Here is a 16,887-nt window from a genome sequence, read left to right as displayed (position 1 = left end):
TTAAGAAGATGTCGATTAAAGCGGTACTATTCGATCTGGACGATACATTGCTATGGGACGATCGCAGCGTTAGCGAGGCCTTCAAGGCGACCTGCCGTTATGGCGCAGAGGCGACGGGGCTTGACGAGGATGAGCTGGAAGCCTCCGTACGCAAGGAAGCTCGAGCCCTATACGAAACGTATGAGACGTTCGGCTTCACGCAGATGATCGGAATCAATCCATTCGAGGCGCTGTGGGGCAGGTTCGAACGCGGAGAGCATCCGATGTTCCGCAAGCTGCAGGAGCTCGCGCCAGCTTATCGCGAAGGCGCCTGGACCAAAGGCTTAGCCGCGCTGGGCATAGACAATCCCGGACTTGGGCTGCAGTTGGCGGAAATGTTCCCGGCACAGCGGCGCAAGCTGAAATATGTCTACGATGAAACGTTTGCCCTTCTGGACGAGTTGAAGCAATCCTACAAGCTGCTGCTGCTTACGAACGGCTCGCCCGATCTTCAGCAGGAGAAGCTGGACGGGGTGCCCGAACTGATTCCTTATTTCGACGCGATCGTCATCTCCGGCAACTACGGGGAGGGCAAGCCCTCCTCCAAACTGTTCGCCCATGCCATGGAGCAAATCGGGATCACGGCGGAAGATGGCGTCATGGTCGGCGACAAGCTGACGACCGACATTCTCGGCGCGAATCGGATCGGCATGACCTCCGTATGGATCAACCGTCATGACATTGTTCGCAGCGACGAGATTATCCCGGCCTATGAAATCAAGAGCTTGTCAGAGCTGCCGGAGCTGTTAAAATCCCTGTCTTAAGCGTTTGAGAAGTATTCGGCAATCATCTCTAATAATAATGAAAAGAAGCTCCTCGCGCTTAAGTGGCGGGGAGCTTCTCTTGCGGAAGCCTGATTATTTAACGAATGAAGGATCCTCGTAAGGATCGGCTACCCAGCCAGCCGGCTCGATGAACAGGCGAACGGCAACGATAGCTTTGTTGTCCATCAACGTGAAGAAGTGAGGCTGCCCCTCGGGGACGGAGATGACATCGCCCGCGCTCAGCTCAACGTCGAAGTAGCCGGTAGCTTCATCGCCCTTAATGATGAAGATGCCGCGTCCTGCCGTAATGGCGCGAACTTCATCCTCCGTATGCGTATGAACTTGCTCGAATTTCTTCAGAATCTCCGGAAGATTCGGCGTAGCCTCGGAAAGGGCGACGATATCCCAAACCTTGTAGCCGCGTCTGCCGGCCAGATCGCGAATCTCGGCATCGTATGCGGAAAGCAGCGATTGCTTGTCTTCGTCGCTCAGAACGAATTTCTCTGCAAGCTCCGAAGGCAGCTTGCTCATATCCCAATGCTCATAGAGAACATTTTGCTTATCCAAGAAGGAACGAACCTCATCTTCGCCGGAAATTCTTTCGTTCGTGTTGCGGATACGAATTTCTGCCATGTTAAATCCCTCTTTTCCCAATAAGAATTAATGACTTTATTATAGTCCTTTTCCTCGGCACTGTCGATGTGCATCTTTTCGTCCCGATAGGATTCTGTTAGTATAGAATTTAATGATTTTCACAGACAGGAGAAGAGACTTAAATATGACTTTAATACAAAATAAACCGTCTCTGCAAGAGGCTTTGCAATCCAGAATCCTCTTCCTGGACGGCGCGATGGGAACGATGATTCAGCAAGCCGATTTGACGGAGAAGGACTTCGGCGGCGAAGAGCTGGACGGCTGCAACGAGATGCTCGTGCTGACCCGTCCCGATGTCATTACCCGCATACATGAACAATACCTGGAGGCCGGCTCGGATATCATCGAGACGAACACTTTCGGAGCGACGGCCGTCGTGCTTGCCGAATACGACATTCCCGAGAAGGCAAGAGAAATCAATCTTGCGGCTGCTCGCCTCGCTCGCGCGGCTTGCGATAAGTATTCGACGCCGGACAAGCCGCGATTCGTCGCGGGGGCGCTGGGGCCGACGACGAAGACGCTGTCCGTGACCGGTGGCGTCACCTTCGATCAATTGGTGGAGGACTACAGGGAGCAAGTCATTGCTTTAATTGAGGGCGGCTCGGATTGCATCCTCATCGAGACTTGTCAGGATACGCTAAACGTTAAGGCGGCCAGCATCGGCGTTCGCGAAGCGTTTGCCCGGATGGGGCAGGAGCTGCCGATCATGATCAGCGGAACGATCGAACCGATGGGAACGACGCTGGCCGGGCAAAGCATCGAATCCTTCTATATCTCGCTGGAGCATCTGAATCCGATCTCGATGGGATTGAACTGCGCGACGGGTCCGGAGTTCATGCGCGACCATATTCGGACGCTTTCGTCCATCGCCAAGACAGCTGTCAGCTGTTATCCGAATGCCGGGCTGCCGGACGAGAACGGCAACTATCATGAATCCCCCGATTCCCTGGCCAAGAAGATGAGAGCCTTCGCCGAGCAGGGGTGGCTTAATGTTGCCGGCGGGTGCTGCGGAACGACGCCGGCGCACATTGCGGCAATGGCGGAAGCGATGAAGGATCTCGCTCCGCGCAAAATCGAAGGAGAGCATCCGCCTGCGGTATCCGGGATCGATACGGTCTATATTGAGAACGACAATCGGCCATATATGGTGGGGGAGAGAACGAATGTTCTGGGCTCTCGCAAATTCAAACGCCTGATCGCCGAAGGCAAGTATGAGGAAGCCTCTGAAATTGCGCGGGCGCAAGTCAAGACGGGCGCCCATGTCATCGATATTTGTCTTCAGGATCCCGATCGCGAAGAGACTGCGGATATGAGGCAGTTTCTGGAGTTCGCGACGAAGAAGGTCAAGGTGCCGTTCATGGTCGATACGACCGATGCAGCGGTAATCGAGATGTCTTTGAAGTATATCCAGGGGAAGTCGATCATTAACTCGATTAACCTGGAGGAGGGCGAGGAAAAGTTCGAGAAGGTGGTTCCGATCCTTCATCGCTATGGCGCGGCCGTTGTCGTGGGCACAATTGACGAGAGGGGCCAAGCGATTACGCGAGAAGACAAGCTGGAGGTTGCGCTTCGATCGCATGATCTGCTTGTGAACAAATATGGCTTAAAGGCCGAGGATATCGTATTCGACCCGCTTGTTTTCCCTGTTGGCACCGGTGACGAGCAATACATCGGCTCCGCGAAGGAGACGATTGAAGGCATCCGTCTGATCAAAACCGCCTTGCCGGCTTGTCAGACGATTCTTGGGGTCAGCAACATTTCTTTCGGGTTGCCGGAAGCGGGCCGGGAAGTGCTGAACTCCGTGTTTCTGTACGAGTGCACCAAGGCGGGGCTAGATTATGCCATCGTGAATACGGAGAAGCTGGAACGTTACGCTTCGATTCCCGAGCATGAGCGTAAATTGTCCGAGGCGCTGCTGTACAAGACGAACGACGATACGCTTGCGGCTTTTGTGGCGGCGTTCCGCGACAAGAAGGTGGAGAAGAAGGCGAAGGTGGAAAACCTGAACCTGGAGGAAAGGCTCGCCAACTACGTCGTCGAGGGAAGCAAGGATGGGCTGGCGCCGGATTTGGAAGAAGCGCTGGGCAAATACGCCCCGCTCGATATCATAAACGGTCCGTTGATGGCGGGAATGACCGAGGTGGGACGGCTGTTCAACAATAACGAGCTGATCGTCGCCGAGGTGCTTCAAAGCGCCGAGGTAATGAAAGCCTCCGTGGCCCAACTGGAGCCCCATATGGAGAAGGCCGATTCGGCTGTGAAGGGCAAGATCATGCTTGCGACGGTTAAAGGCGACGTGCACGATATCGGCAAAAATCTGGTGGAGATCATTCTGTCCAATAACGGCTTTAAGATCGTGAATCTGGGCATCAAAGTGCCGCCGGATCAGATTATCGATGCGGCTCGCAAGGAGAACCCGGATGCAATCGGCTTATCCGGGCTGCTCGTGAAGTCGGCTCAGCAGATGGTCGTTACGGCGCAGGATTTACGCAATGCGGGGATCGACGCTCCGATCCTTGTCGGCGGCGCGGCGTTGACCCGCAAGTTCACGAAAAACCGAATCGCTCCGGAATACGACGGAGTCGTCTTGTACGCCAAGGATGCGATGGAAGGGCTGGATCTGGCCAACAAATTAAGCGATCCGGGCCAGCGCGCAAGAATTATCGAGGAGCACTGGGCAGCCCAAGCGAAGCTTGCGGAGGAGACCGAGAAGCCCGCGAAGGAGCTGCCGGAGGCTTCCCGCGCCAGACGCTCCAATATCTCGCCGGATGCGCCGCTCTTTACGCCGCCGGATTATGAGCGCCATGTGCTGAGGGACTATCCGATCTCGCATGTGATGCCGTATGTCAACATGCAGATGCTGCTCGGCCATCATCTTGGCCTGAAAGGCAATGTGGAGGAGCTACTGGCCGCGGGGGATGAAAGAACCGTCAACCTCAAGGAAACGGTCGATGACATTCTGAAGCAATCCCAGGTTAAAGGCTGGCTGAATCCGCAGGCGATGTATCGTTTCTTCCCGGCGCAGTCGCAAGGCAACGACATCATCATCTACGATCCGCAGGATCTTTCGCGCGAATTGAAACGGTTCTCGTTCCCGCGTCAGCAAGTGGAGCCATTCCTCTGCTTGGCGGACTTCCTCCGATCCGTTGAGAGCGGCGTGATGGACACGGTAGGCTTTCTGGTCGTCACGGCGGGTCAGGGCGCTCGCGAGCAAGCCGAGCAGTGGAAGGAAAGCGGCGACTATCTGCGCTCCCACGCGCTGCTCGCGACCGCGCTTGAGGTGGCGGAAGGACTGGCGGAGCGGGTGCACCATATGATGCGGGATATATGGGGCTTTCCCGATCCGGCCGATATGACGATGAAACGGCGCTTCGGCGCTCGGTATCAAGGGATTCGGGTGTCGTTCGGCTATCCGGCCTGCCCGGATCTGGAGGATCAGGGGCCGCTGTTCGAGCTGATGAAGCCGGAAGATATCGGCGTTCAATTGACGGAAGGGTTCATGATGGAGCCGGAGGCCAGCGTATCCGCTATGGTCTTCGCTCATCCGGAAGCACAATATTTTAATGTCGACAAAGCCTGATCTTCGATCTGTGGTCCGGGCCGAGTGAAATAATATGTTGATTACGCCCGCTTGACCTTCCCCTAATTGTGTTGCATTAACCTGATTGTGCAGGGAAAGCAACCAAGAGGGGGCATTTGCTTGGATACGGGTTCGCATATCTTGTTCGGCGTAACGCTCGCAGGAACCGCTTTGTTCCTTCCCGAAGTCGCCGCCGATCCTTATCTCGCCGCCGCTGTCGTCTCCGTATCGGTCGTCGGTTCGCTTGCGCCGGATTTTGACGCGGCGGTGCGTCTGAAGAGCCGGGACGCCTATTTGAAGCATCATCGCGGAATCAGCCATGCGCTTCCTGCATGGCCCATATGGGCGGGAATACTCAGCGGGATAGCGTCATGGGCATGGGGAGTCGGCGATCACAGCCTGCTGCTGTTCGGATTCGCGCTTGCCGCCGTCGCTTTGCATGTGCTGTTCGATTGGACGAACGCCTATGGCGTTCAGTTCCTGCTGCCGTTGCGAAGCGACTGGCTCCATCTGGATGCGCTTTGTCTCACCGATCCTTTTCTGATTCTGGTGCATTTGTCGGCCGCGCTGTCGGCGCTGTACGGAATCGGGCCGCATACGCCATGGATTTTCTTGTTCGCCTGGGCGATCACGCTCCTCTATGCAGGATGGAGAATTGCTCACCATGAGCTGATTGTTCGAAGGGTGCGGAGGCGGTATCGCCGCAATCTGGCGGTCCATGTGCTGCCGGGATTATGGTGGTTCAGATGGCAGTACGTCGTCCAGACGGAAGAGGGCTTCGAGATGGGTGTTCTTGCAGGGAGACGCTGGCTCCCGTTCAGGCACCTGCCCTATAGCCCGCCGCACGATTGCATCGAGGCCAGCCTTCGCGTTTCCTCGGTGCAGACGCTCAAACGGTTCGCGAAGCGCGAATACGTAAGCTGGGCGGAGCTTCCGAATGGCGGGTATGTCGTGACCTGGACGGATCTCCGCTTCTGGAGGGAGAAGGACTGGCCCTTCCGGGCAGAGGTTCGGCTGGACGGCAAGCTTAACGTCGTCGCGGAGGAGATCGGCTGGTACAAGAGAGCTTGGGAAGCGCCCTACGTGTAATCCTTCAACCGCTTCTGCGGGCTGCCGGATATCGGCTGCTCGCACGAGCGGTTTTTTTGCGCGGCCGATATGCCGGAACTCCTGAACGCCGAGCGGGAAATTTTACTTTCCCGGGAAAGCGCAGGAGGCGACACGAAATGTCGCAAGGAGCTCGATCATAGGGAAATCGGGAGGAGCGGCTGATGCTTCGGCAAGCGTTCTGTCGAAAAACCGACGGAAACGACCGTTGCTGTGCGAACATGTATTCTGTACAATGAGAGGAACACGGGAAATAGGGGAAATGTCATGAATCCGTATACGCAGAAGGCGGAGTCGGTGGAAGAATGGCTCGGACTGCTGAGGAGCCGGCCGGAGCTGATGGAGAATGTCACGTTCTGGCACACGCAACCGGAGAAGCCCGCACGCACGGTTGCAATGCCCGAATCCGTTCATCCGAAGCTCGTAGAAGCTCTTGGGAGAAAAGGAATTACGCGCTTGTATACGCACCAGGCCGCCTCGTTCGAGGCTGTTACAGCGGGGAAGCACGTCGTGACCGTTACGCCGACGGCATCCGGTAAGACGTTGTGCTACAATCTGCCCGTCCTTCAGAGGCTGTTGTCCGACGATAGCGCCCGGGCGCTGTATTTGTTTCCGACGAAGGCGCTGGCTCAGGATCAGGTTGCGGAGCTTCAGGAGCTGGCGAACCTCATGGAGGCCGATCTCAAGACGCACACTTACGACGGGGATACGCCGCCGACGGTGCGTCAAGCCATTCGCAACGCGGGCCATATCGTCGTCACGAATCCGGATATGCTTCATTCTGCAATCTTGCCCCATCATACGAAATGGGTTAAGCTATTCGAAAATATCAAATATATCATTATCGACGAGCTGCATGCTTATCGGGGCGTGTTCGGCAGTCATGTCGCCAACGTCATTCGAAGACTGAAGCGAATTTGCCGTTTCTATGGAAGTGAGCCGCAGTTCTTGTGTGCTTCGGCTACTATACGCAATCCGCAAGAGCATGCGGAGCGGCTGCTTGGCGAAGCTGTAGCGCTCATTGACGACAATGGCGCGCCGGCAGGGGAGAAGCACATGGTGTTCTACAATCCTCCTGTCGTTAATCAACAGCTCGGCATTCGCAGAAGCAGCGTGCTGGAATCGCAGAAGCTGGCGGCATTGCTGCTCAAGAGCGGAATCCAGACCATTGTGTTCGCCCGCAGCCGCGTTCGGGTAGAGATTCTGCTGACGTATTTGCAGGAGAACATCAAGCACGAGCTCGGAACGAAATCGATCCGCGGCTATCGGGGAGGTTATCTGCCCAAGCTCCGCCGGGAAATCGAGCGAGGCTTGCGCAGCGGAGAAATCCGCGGCGTCGTCAGCACAAATGCGCTGGAGCTCGGGATCGATATCGGGCAACTGCAGGCATGCGTGCTGAACGGCTACCCGGGCACCATCGCAAGCACATGGCAGCAATCCGGACGAGCCGGGCGGAGACAAGGCAGTTCGGTTACCTTTTTGGTGGCCAGCAGCAATCCGCTCGACCAATATTTAATCCAGAACCCGGATTATTTCCTTGGACGCCCGCCTGAGGAGGCGCGCATTCATCCGGATAATCTGCTGATCCTGCTGGATCATCTCAAATGCGCGGCTTATGAGCTGCCCTTTGAGGAGGGAGATTCGTTCGGCGGAGAGAAGCTGACGGACTTGCTGGAGTTTCTGGCTGAGGAGAAGGTGCTGCACAAGGTGGGAAGTCGCTGGTATTGGATGGAGCAGGCGTTCCCGGCCCATAACATCTCGCTGCGGTCAGCCGCGCAAGAGAACTTCGTGATCATCGACCAGACGGAGGGACATCGCGTAATCGGCGAGGTCGACCGCTTCAGCGCTCCGACGTTGATTCACGAGGAAGCGATCTATCTTCACGAGGGCGTGCAGTATCAGGTCGAGAAGCTCGACTACCCGGAGAAAAAAGCCTACGTCCGGGAAGTTAACGTAGATTACTTCACCGATGCCAGCCTGGCCGTGGAGCTGAAGGTGCTCCACGTTGATCTGGAATCGACCTCCGGACCGCTGCTGCGGCAATTCGGCGAGGTGACGGTCATGGCGAAGCCGACGATATTCAAGAAGATCCGTCTGCGGACGCACGAGAATATCGGCTCGGGGCCTATTCATCTGCCGGAAGAAATCCTGCACACGAGCGGCTACTGGTTCTCCTTCTCGGAGGAGGAGTCGGGCAAGCGCAGCGCCAACGACATGCAGATGGCACTGCTCGGTCTGGCGAACGTTCTGATTCATCTCGCGCCGCTTCATCTGATGTGCGATCCGTTGGATATCCGCGTCGTGCCGCAGGTGAAGGCGACGCATACGAAGCGGCCGACGATTTATTTCTACGATCGCTACCCCGGGGGCATCGGGCTTAGTCAGCGCCTGTACGAGAAGCATGGCGAGCTGCTGGAGGAAGCGCAGCGGCTTATCGAAGGCTGCGGCTGTCTGAGCGGCTGTCCGGCTTGCGTCGGTCCGATCGAAGAGGTCGGACTGCTCGGCAAGCAGTTGGCGCTGTCTTTGCTCCAAGGGACGGAGACGAGCTTATGAGCGGCCTGCGCGACAGATTGAATCGGCTGCTGGCAGGCTCGGGCGCTTCTTCCGCCCCTCCCGTCTCCGACAATTCGGAGCGGAAGACCGGCGAAGCGGAGGTCGAGCAGAAACGGACCGATAGTGCGCAGAGCGGCAGACGGAACGAGCTGCACGAGGCATTTTGCCGGATCGGAGTACAGGAGCTGGAGAACGACTCCGGTCCGTTCCTGCTGCGCCGAAACGTATATTCCTTGCCTTACCGTCACGGGAAATACGAGCTTGGCCGATTGCTGGATTGCGCGGATCGCCTGCATCCGATCGCTGTCCGGCAAAACAAGCAAAGCGAACGGATAGATCCCCGCCGGATGCTTTTTCTGGATACGGAAACGACGGGGCTGGGCGTAGGCGCCGGAAACGTTCCCTTCATGATCGGCTTCGGCTACTACGCGAACGAGGCTTTTGTGGTGGAGCAGACGCTCATTCGCCATCCGGGCGAGGAACGGGCGATGCTGACCTATCTGCTTGACCATATGAAGGACAAGACGCATCTGGTATCCTATAATGGACGCACGTTCGATTGGCCGGTCCTTGCCAACCGTTTTATTCTCAACGGCTGGCGAAGCAACGGCCGGGAGCCCGGGCATCTCGATTTTCTCCATCCGTCCCGGGCGCTGTGGAAGAACACGTTGCCTTCCTGCCGATTGGGGATGGTCGAGGGAGCCAGACTCGGCATCCACAGAGTCGAGGATGTTCCCGGCTCCATGGCGCCGACTCTGTACTTTCAATATTTGAGCGACGGGAATCCTGCGCATCTTCACGGCGTATATAGTCATAACGAGAAGGATATTCTGACGCTGGCTGCGCTGGCCGTTCATTTCGGCTTGCTGCTGAGCGATGCTGCGGCTATGGGAACGATCGCGGAGAACGAAGAGCTGTTTCGCACGGCGGGATGGCTGGAGCTGCATGGAGAGCAGCTTGCGGCGGAGCAGCTGTTCGATCAGTTGGCGGAGCGGACCGACGAGAGCGAAGCCGACAATAGCTGGCGCTTGGCGTTGGCCGCCAGATATAAACGGGCGGGGCGCTTCGACCGGGCTTTGCCGCAGTGGCGAACGTTCGCGGAGAGCACCGAACTCGCTGTGGCGCCCAGAATCGAGGCCCACCTGGAGCTGGCGATGTATTACGAGCATCGGGACAAGCAATTGCCGATTGCATTGACCTATGCCGAGCGAGCGCTCGAATTGGCTCTGCGCAGGGGCAGGCTGACGAGCGACAAAGCCAAGCGGGAAGCGGAAAGAGCGGCATTGCAGCATAGAATAGCGAGACTAAGAGACAAAGCATCGCGGGAAAGGCAGGCATACAGATATGATTAAAATGTTGAAGCCCATAGCGGACTATCCTGCGCCCGAGGCGCTCCTGTTCGACCTGGACGGTACGCTTTACCGGGGGGATGAGCGGATTCCGGGCGCGGACAAGCTCATTGCGGGATTGCAAAGTCGGGGCATGCTAAGCTTGTTCGTGACGAACAATTCGACGCGGACAGCCAAGGAAGTATCGGAGCATTTGCGGCATTTGGGCATCGCCGCTCCGGAAGAGAACATCGTCACCTCCGCCTTGGCGGCTGCCTATTATGTAGAACATCATTATCCGGGTGCCGTTACATATGCGATAGGCGAGAAGGGCTTGAAGCACGCGCTTGCGGAAGCTGGACTGCGTCTTCTGGAAGAGGGGCAGGAAGGACAACGGGCGGATTTGGTCGTGCAGGGACTCGATCGCAATCTGACCTATCGGCAAATGACGGAGGCGGTAGGACATTTGCTGGAAGGGGCGGCTTTCGTGCAGACGAATCCCGATCGCCTGCTGCCCGTCGACAGAGGCTTTCTGCCCGGAGCCGGGAGCATAGGAGCTTGCCTTCAGGCCGCGACCGGAATCGAGCCGACGGTCATCGGCAAGCCTTCGCGCATTATCATGGACTACTCGCTTAAGATCGCCAAATCCGCAGCGGATCGGTCGTGGGTCATCGGCGACAATCCCTATACGGATCTGGCCGCCGCCCAAGGAGCGGGCTGCCCGTCCATACTGGTATTGACAGGTCTGTGCAATGCCGATAACTGGGAGGAGCATTGCGCGAAAGCCGGCGTTACTCCCGACGCGGTATGCGAAGGTCCGGAGCAGCTGGAGAAGCTGCTGTACGGCAAGCTGTAGGGTTATTGCGTCAACCTATACGGAAAGGAAGATCAACAACATGCCGGAATACCCGGAAATGGAGCATTACCGTTCTCAGCTTTCTTCGCTGCTGTGCGGACAGAAAATATCTAGCGTTGTCGTTAACCGAGCGGCATCGATTAACGAGCCTGTCGAGGCTTTTGCGGAAGCTCTCAAAGATCGCACGGTTCTCTTCGTGGAGCGGCGGGGCAAGCATCTGCTGTTCCATCTGGATGACGGCCATCGCCTGCTGCTTCATCTCATGCTTGGCGGCTGGCTCGCGTATGGCGAAGAAGGGCCTGAGCCGGACAGTCGTTTTCAGGTGATCCTGACCTTCGGCAACGGCTCCTCGCTGTATTTCGGAGGATTGCGCTTGGGATATTTGCACCGTATTACGGCGAAGGTTGCGCTGGAGCTTATGAAGGAGCTCGGTCCCGAGCCGTTCGACCCTCGACTGACGCTTGAAGCCTTCCGCAAGCGCCTCGGCTCGAAGCGCGGCAAGCTCAAAACCACGCTGACGGATCAGCGCTTTCTGGCCGGCATCGGCAATTGCTACAGCGATGAAATCTGCTTCGTGGCTAGGGTTCATCCCGCCGCGGCGACGAACAGACTGGATGAAGCGGCCTCAGAGCGTCTCTACCATGCCATGCACAAAGTGCTGCAGGACGCCAAGGAGGCCGGAGGGTATATGGAGCATCCATTAACTTCGGATGACCAATTGACCGGCGGCTATAACGAGCGATGTTACGTGTACGACCGGAAGGATGAGCCCTGCGACGAATGCGGCACGCCGATTCGCTTCGAGACGATGAGCGGGCGCAAAATGTTCTTCTGTCCGAATTGTCAGCCGGAAGATTAGATGGGAAGATACGGAAGCCACGTCAGCACGCGGAGCGGCTACCGGGGGGCGGCCGAACAGGCGGCAGCGCTCGGAGGCAACGCCTTTCAGTATTTTCCCAAAAACCCTCGCACGCTGGAGCCTAAAGCCTTCGACGCCGGGGATGCGGCGAGATGCAAGGCCTGGTGCGAGGAGCGGGACATTTGGTCGATCGCGCACGGTCCCTATCCGGTTAATCCGGCGGCAGAAGGGGAATCGGCCATTCAGATGGCGCTGTGCACGTTGAACGATCTGCAGATTGCGGAAGCTTGCGGTTCAATCGGCGTAGTCGTTCATTTCGGATCGTATAGGGGAACGGATACGCTTCAAGGATATCGCAATATGATTCGATGGATTGATAGCGTCACAGAAAATTGGCAGGGGAAAGCCCTCGTGCTGCTGGAAAACCAAGCCGGAGATTCGGGACCTATGGGCACCACTCCGGAGGAGCTGACGCAGATTCGCTCATTAATCCGTGAGCCCGGCAAAGTCGGCTTCTGTCTGGATACGTGCCATTTGTTCGCAAGCGGAGAATGGAAGCCGGGCGAATGGGGGAGCTTCGCCGAGCGCTCGCGCCGGCTGGGCTTCTGGGAGCAGGTGAAAGCGGTCCATCTGAACGATTCCCGTTATCCTTCGGGCTCGCGCAAGGATCGTCATGCGGCGATCGGCGAAGGTTGGATCGGAGAGGAAGGATTCCGGGAGCTGCTAGGAACGCCCGAGCTTAAGGAGGTTCCCTGGATTCTGGAAACGCCGTCGATCGAACAAAAGCCGCACAGAGAGCAATTGAAGCTTGTGAAGCAACTGTCGGGGGAGGCAGAAGGATGATTAACGTATTTCTGGACGACGTCCGGCCATGTCCGCAAGGCTTCGTCGCAGCGCGCTCTGCGGAGGAGTGCTTGATCCTGCTCAAGGAATGCGATGTCGACATTTTGTCGCTGGATTTCGAGCTTGGATACGGACAGCCGAACGGATTGGCCGTTGTTCACGGCCTCATTGCGGGCGGGAAATATCCGCGCCGGGTCTATGTGCATTCGTCCAGCATGCTGGGGCGGGCACAGATGGTACGCGAGCTGCGGGCCGCGAATGCGCCGGATGTGGCTGTTCATGACGGTCCGATGCCTGCGAGCGTTCTTGAGCAAGCGGCCAAGGCACGTTCCGATGCGTGAATGGGAGCCGGGCGGCTGGAAGCGGGAATGGACGTTTACGCCGGCTCCGTTCGCGCTGTTCGTCCATACGCCGCTCTGCGGGACGTGTCAGGCAGCGAAACGGATGCTGGCAGTCGCAGAGGAACTTGTGCCGGACATCGGGCTCGCAGCCGCAAATTTGAACCTGATGCCGGAGCTGGCGCCGCTATTCAGAATCGAGAGCGTGCCCTGCCTGATCGTCAAGCGCAAGAACGGGTCCTGGAGCAAACAATATCGGTTCCCCTCCGTCGTGGAGCTGGTGGAACATCTGAGGAATGAGAGGGAGAACGAATGATTCATTTGCAGCAATTGACTCTGCGCCGGGGGGATAGGGATATCCTTCGCGGCGTCGATCTGCACGTAAACGCGGGTGAGCACTGGACGCTTCTGGGGCGCAATGGTTGCGGGAAATCCACCTTGCTGGAGATGATTACGGGTTATCTGTTTCCGACCTCCGGCAAAATCGACGTGCTGGGAAACCGATTCGGCACGGTAGACGTTCGTGAAGTTCGCAAGCAGATTGGCTACATAAGTCCGGCTTTGATCGAGAAAATGACGCTGGCCGATCCGGTATGGGAGATCGTGGCCAGCGGCGCCTTCGCCTTTCTGCGCTTCTACGAGGAAATCCCGGAGGAGGTAAGGGAGCGGGCATACGCCGAACTGACGCGCGTCGGAATGGGGGCCTTCGCGGAGCATCCGTTCGGCACGCTGTCCCAGGGCGAACGCAAGAAGGTGCTGCTCGCGCGCACGATGATGGCCTCCCCCCGCTTGCTCATTCTGGATGAGCCGTGTGCGGGGCTGGATCTATTCGAGAGAGAAAAATTTCTGCAGTCCTTGTCCGAGCTGAGCTCCCGCGAGCTGTCCATCCTCTATGTGACGCATCACATTGAAGAAATCATACCTCTATTTACGCATGTCGCATTGATGAATCAGGGCGAGATCGTCGCTTCGGGACGGAAGCGCGACGTACTCACGCCGGACAAGCTGCGCGCGGCCTACGATCTGCCGATCGACATTCGCTGGAGCGGCGAAAGGCCATGGATTGAAGTCAGAGGAGGAATGGGCCGATGATCACCTATTTGGGTACGGCCAACCCCGGCTTTGCCCCGTACGCTATGGAGGAGCTGCGAAGGCGCATTCGCGGCACCAAGCTGTCCGGCATCGCTCCCGGCGAGACGTTCACGTTCACGACGGGCGATCTGGAGCCGGAGCCGGCGCTTAAGGATTTGCGCCGGAACGAGCCGATCTTCCTCCGCCATCTGTTTCCGATCGAATCCGAATGCGAGGTAACGGGAGACCGGGAAGAAATGGCGGCACGCATGAACGCGTTCGCAGCCGATGTTGGGGAGCGGCTGCAAGGCGCCAAGACGGCGATTCAGGTTCGTAAGGAGCAGAATAGCCCGTTTCCCTTTTCATCGGCCGAAGGCCGTGACGCGATAGCTCCGACCGTGACCAAGCTGGGGGGAGAAGTCGTAGCCCGCGAAGCGGATTGGATCGTCTCGATCTACGCGTCCAAGAAAAAGCTGTTCATGGGCTGCTCCAAGCCGAGCGACAACCTGTCGGATTGGCCGGGCGGCGCGGTTCGGTTCCGCAAAGACGAAGGCTTGATCTCCCGCGCGGCCTTCAAGCTGCTGGAGGCGGAACGGACGTTTAACCTCCCGCTGGATCGCTTCTCGCATGCCCTCGATCTGGGGGCGGCGCCGGGAGGATGGTCGTCCGTGCTGCTGGAGCGCGGATTAAAGGTGACGGCGGTCGATCCTGCGGAAATGGACAAATCGCTGGAGCTGCACCCGAATTTGCGTCATATTCGGCGCAATGCGGCGGATGTGTCATTCGCACCAGGCTCGTTCGATCTTCTCGTGTGCGATATGAGCTGGGACCCTCATCATACGCAGCGGATCGTGTCGGAGCTGGCGCCAGCGATCTCTGCGGGCGGCTCCGGTCTTATTACGCTGAAGCTGATGTATCGAAAGCCCGTTCAGACCATTCAGGAGCTGGTGGAGGACTATAGCCTGCATTTCGATGTTCGCCAGGTGAAGCAGTTGTTTCACAACCGCGAAGAAGTTACAATGTGGGTAAAGAGAAAATAAGTGCATACGGATTACGATCGGGAAAGCATCCCGCATCCGGACAGAGGCTTGAAGTTCAAGTCTCCGTGCCGCGTTGCGGGATTTTTTGGCCTATCAGCAAGTATAAAATTTAGACATTCGTATCCCCATCTGATAGCACGATACAAAACGTCTGCCGTCATACCCAAGGACGGCGGAGCCGTGTTTACTTGGCTATTCATTCTAGTAAAGAGCAGGGAGGGCTTATCATGGAGCATCCGTTATTGCAGGGGCTGGAGCTGTCGCCCGGGGAGGTGTTCGGCGGGCGCTACAGGATCGCCATGCCGATAGGCAAGGGCGGCATGGGCCGGGTATATTTGGCGGAGGACATGCGACTGGGAGGGAGGATGCGGGCTTTGAAGCTAACCCGGCCATTGCCGGAGGAGCGACGGGCGTTTCTACCGGAAGCGCAGCTGCTAAGTGAGCTGGAGCATCCTCATCTGCCGGACATCGTAGATTATTATCCGCCGGATGACGACGGCGTCGCGTGCATCGTCATGGAATATATCGCCGGGGACACCCTGGCCGAGAGATTCGAGCGTTATCGCTTAAGCCTGAGTTTTCTGTTCGTGCTTGATGTCCTGATCGATTTGACCGAGGTGCTGACGTACTTGCACGCACAGACCCCCGCGATCGTCTTCCGCGACCTCAAGCCGGCGAACGTTCTGCTGGACCGTCATGAGCGAGCGATTCTCGTAGATTTCGGAATCGCCCGCAGATATCGGGAAAGCCGACAGAGCGATACGCTGCAATTGGGCACGCCGGGCTTTGCCGCGCCCGAGCAGCTTCGCAACGAGCAATCGGATAGCCGGACCGATCTGTACGGCCTGGGAGCTCTAGCTTATTTTCTGTTGTCGGGCGGCCGCTTTGCGCTTCGCCATCGCGGCGACTTGGATCGAGCGCTGCAAGCGGATGTGCCGGCCGAATTCACAGCGTTATTGGCCCGATTGCTGGCCGACGCTCCCGCCGATCGCCCGCAATCCGCATTGGAGCTGCTGGACGAGCTGCGGCAGGTTAAGCTTGAGCTTGCGGCGGATGACAGCCGCAGCCTTCGACCGCCTTCCCCCGTGGAGGCTGCGCACGATTCAGGCACGCAGGTCGTGGCGATCCTCTCCGCCTATCCAGGCGCGGGAGCGACCTTCGCTTCCCTGGCCCTTTCCTCGGCTCTGGACAGAAGAGGCGCCGCACATGCTTTGGTGGAATGCCCTGGCCATGAAGCAGAGCTGTACGCCCTGCTGAACGGGGACAGAAGGATGCCCAAGAACGCCGTATTCGCAAGAGCGGACGGCCGCCAAGCCGCAGCGCCCGCCTGGCGAATCGGAGCCGCGGCTTATTATCCGCTTAATCCGGACGGAGAAGCGAGCGCTAACCGCATTCCGGATAAGGAAGCGTCCAAATGGCTGAGAAAGCTTGGCGTTCCGCTTGTGCTGCTCGACGTCTCAAGCCGCTGGGAGCATCCCGATGCGCTCGATTGGGTGCTGCGAACGGCCGATCAAATCATGATCGTATCGGATTGCTATCCGGCGAAATGGTCGGCCCGCAGACAAGAGGCCTGCATGGAGATGCACCGCCAGGCCGGAAGGCGTTCGATTCGCAGCTATTGGCTGGCGAATCGCGACCAGCCCTTCCGCGACCGCAAGCACTGGCTTGCGCTGTTTCCCGAGCCGCCGAAGGCGCTTTTGCCGCAGCTCCCGTCACCGCTAGTTCTGGAGGCGCTGTGGCGCGGAGAAGGCTTCCCCCGAGACAAGTCGGCCGTGAGCCTGATCGATCAAGCCCTCGGTGCGTTGCTAAGCTTGATGACAGAGCGAGCAAACAAGCGATAGCGCTCCATTCAACC

At 57.8% G+C, this 16,887-nt stretch carries 14 protein-coding genes; 13 read left to right on the top strand and 1 reads right to left on the bottom strand.

Annotated features, from left to right (window positions below; all coding sequences use genetic code 11):
* The first annotated feature begins 8 nt into the window (after positions 1 to 8).
* Positions 9 to 803 (top strand): HAD family hydrolase, encoded by a 795-nt coding sequence (locus ACFO1S_RS15025; protein ID WP_204605480.1) that lies wholly within the window; start codon positions 9 to 11, stop codon positions 801 to 803.
* 93 nt (positions 804 to 896) lie between these two features.
* Here ACFO1S_RS15025 and ACFO1S_RS15020 read toward each other — a convergent pair whose 3' ends face one another.
* Entirely contained in the window at positions 897 to 1,436 is a 540-nt protein-coding gene (locus tag ACFO1S_RS15020) for a 1,2-dihydroxy-3-keto-5-methylthiopentene dioxygenase (protein WP_204605479.1), read from the bottom strand.
* 145 nt (positions 1,437 to 1,581) lie between these two features.
* Between ACFO1S_RS15020 and metH the strand changes: the two genes are divergently transcribed.
* The 12 genes from metH (at position 1,582) to ACFO1S_RS14960 (ending at position 16,873) form a co-directional block, all read left to right on the top strand.
* Positions 1,582 to 5,037 carry a methionine synthase gene (gene metH, locus ACFO1S_RS15015; protein ID WP_204605478.1) on the top strand — a complete coding sequence of 1,152 codons (3,456 nt, stop codon included), beginning with the start codon at positions 1,582 to 1,584 and terminating at the stop codon, positions 5,035 to 5,037.
* Between the two features lie 120 nt (positions 5,038 to 5,157).
* On the top strand, positions 5,158 to 6,126 hold the full coding sequence (locus ACFO1S_RS15010; RefSeq protein ID WP_204605477.1) for a metal-dependent hydrolase: 969 nt from the start codon (positions 5,158 to 5,160) through the stop codon (positions 6,124 to 6,126).
* A gap of 285 nt (positions 6,127 to 6,411) precedes the next feature.
* Entirely contained in the window at positions 6,412 to 8,697 is a 2,286-nt protein-coding gene (locus ACFO1S_RS15005; RefSeq protein WP_204605476.1) for a DEAD/DEAH box helicase, read from the top strand.
* Positions 8,694 to 10,049 (top strand): ribonuclease H-like domain-containing protein, encoded by a 1,356-nt coding sequence (locus ACFO1S_RS15000; RefSeq protein ID WP_204605475.1) that lies wholly within the window; start codon positions 8,694 to 8,696, stop codon positions 10,047 to 10,049. The genes ACFO1S_RS15005 and ACFO1S_RS15000 overlap by 4 nt, the downstream gene beginning before the upstream one ends.
* Positions 10,042 to 10,881, top strand: coding sequence for an HAD-IIA family hydrolase (locus tag ACFO1S_RS14995; protein ID WP_378127048.1), 840 nt, complete (start codon positions 10,042 to 10,044; stop codon positions 10,879 to 10,881). The genes ACFO1S_RS15000 and ACFO1S_RS14995 overlap by 8 nt, the downstream gene beginning before the upstream one ends.
* Positions 10,882 to 10,921: 40 nt before the next feature.
* A complete protein-coding gene (mutM, locus tag ACFO1S_RS14990) occupies positions 10,922 to 11,740 on the top strand; it encodes a DNA-formamidopyrimidine glycosylase (RefSeq protein ID WP_204605474.1) in 819 nt (272 codons plus the stop codon).
* Complete coding sequence (locus ACFO1S_RS14985) at positions 11,741 to 12,583, top strand: deoxyribonuclease IV (RefSeq protein ID WP_204605473.1); 843 nt, start codon at positions 11,741 to 11,743, stop codon at positions 12,581 to 12,583.
* Positions 12,580 to 12,924 (top strand): cyclic-phosphate processing receiver domain-containing protein, encoded by a 345-nt coding sequence (locus tag ACFO1S_RS14980; protein WP_204605472.1) that lies wholly within the window; start codon positions 12,580 to 12,582, stop codon positions 12,922 to 12,924. The genes ACFO1S_RS14985 and ACFO1S_RS14980 overlap by 4 nt, the downstream gene beginning before the upstream one ends.
* Positions 12,917 to 13,237: a thioredoxin family protein gene (locus ACFO1S_RS14975; protein WP_204605471.1), complete on the top strand. Its 321-nt coding sequence runs from the start codon at positions 12,917 to 12,919 to the stop codon at positions 13,235 to 13,237. The genes ACFO1S_RS14980 and ACFO1S_RS14975 overlap by 8 nt, the downstream gene beginning before the upstream one ends.
* The gene (locus ACFO1S_RS14970; protein WP_204605470.1) at positions 13,234 to 14,013 is read left to right on the top strand and encodes an ABC transporter ATP-binding protein; all 780 of its coding nucleotides are present in this window, start codon (positions 13,234 to 13,236) and stop codon (positions 14,011 to 14,013) included. The genes ACFO1S_RS14975 and ACFO1S_RS14970 overlap by 4 nt, the downstream gene beginning before the upstream one ends.
* Positions 14,010 to 15,032, top strand: a complete 1,023-nt coding sequence (locus ACFO1S_RS14965) for an SAM-dependent methyltransferase (RefSeq protein ID WP_204605469.1) — start codon at positions 14,010 to 14,012, stop codon at positions 15,030 to 15,032. Before ACFO1S_RS14970 ends, ACFO1S_RS14965 begins: the two co-directional genes overlap by 4 nt.
* 227 nt (positions 15,033 to 15,259) lie before the next feature.
* Positions 15,260 to 16,873, top strand: a complete 1,614-nt coding sequence (locus ACFO1S_RS14960; protein ID WP_204605468.1) for a serine/threonine protein kinase — start codon at positions 15,260 to 15,262, stop codon at positions 16,871 to 16,873.
* Positions 16,874 to 16,887: the final 14 nt, after the last annotated feature.

The organism is Cohnella boryungensis, from assembly GCF_042651945.1.
GTDB classification, from domain to species: Bacteria; Bacillota; Bacilli; order Paenibacillales; family Paenibacillaceae; genus Cohnella; species Cohnella boryungensis.
Note: the sequence above shows the minus strand (reverse complement) of the source record. Positions and strands in the feature narration are given on the sequence as shown.

Coding starts and splice junctions, on each gene's coding strand:
- ACFO1S_RS15025 (WP_204605480.1), top strand. CDS start 9: ATGTCGATTAAAGCGGTACTATTCGATCTGGACGATACATTGCTATGG.
- ACFO1S_RS15020 (WP_204605479.1), bottom strand. CDS start 1,436: ATGGCAGAAATTCGTATCCGCAACACGAACGAAAGAATTTCCGGCGAA.
- metH (WP_204605478.1), top strand. CDS start 1,582: ATGACTTTAATACAAAATAAACCGTCTCTGCAAGAGGCTTTGCAATCC.
- ACFO1S_RS15005 (WP_204605476.1), top strand. CDS start 6,412: ATGAATCCGTATACGCAGAAGGCGGAGTCGGTGGAAGAATGGCTCGGA.
- ACFO1S_RS15000 (WP_204605475.1), top strand. CDS start 8,694: ATGAGCGGCCTGCGCGACAGATTGAATCGGCTGCTGGCAGGCTCGGGC.
- ACFO1S_RS14995 (WP_378127048.1), top strand. CDS start 10,042: ATGATTAAAATGTTGAAGCCCATAGCGGACTATCCTGCGCCCGAGGCG.
- mutM (WP_204605474.1), top strand. CDS start 10,922: ATGCCGGAATACCCGGAAATGGAGCATTACCGTTCTCAGCTTTCTTCG.
- ACFO1S_RS14985 (WP_204605473.1), top strand. CDS start 11,741: ATGGGAAGATACGGAAGCCACGTCAGCACGCGGAGCGGCTACCGGGGG.
- ACFO1S_RS14980 (WP_204605472.1), top strand. CDS start 12,580: ATGATTAACGTATTTCTGGACGACGTCCGGCCATGTCCGCAAGGCTTC.
- ACFO1S_RS14975 (WP_204605471.1), top strand. CDS start 12,917: ATGCGTGAATGGGAGCCGGGCGGCTGGAAGCGGGAATGGACGTTTACG.
- ACFO1S_RS14970 (WP_204605470.1), top strand. CDS start 13,234: ATGATTCATTTGCAGCAATTGACTCTGCGCCGGGGGGATAGGGATATC.
- ACFO1S_RS14965 (WP_204605469.1), top strand. CDS start 14,010: ATGATCACCTATTTGGGTACGGCCAACCCCGGCTTTGCCCCGTACGCT.
- ACFO1S_RS14960 (WP_204605468.1), top strand. CDS start 15,260: ATGGAGCATCCGTTATTGCAGGGGCTGGAGCTGTCGCCCGGGGAGGTG.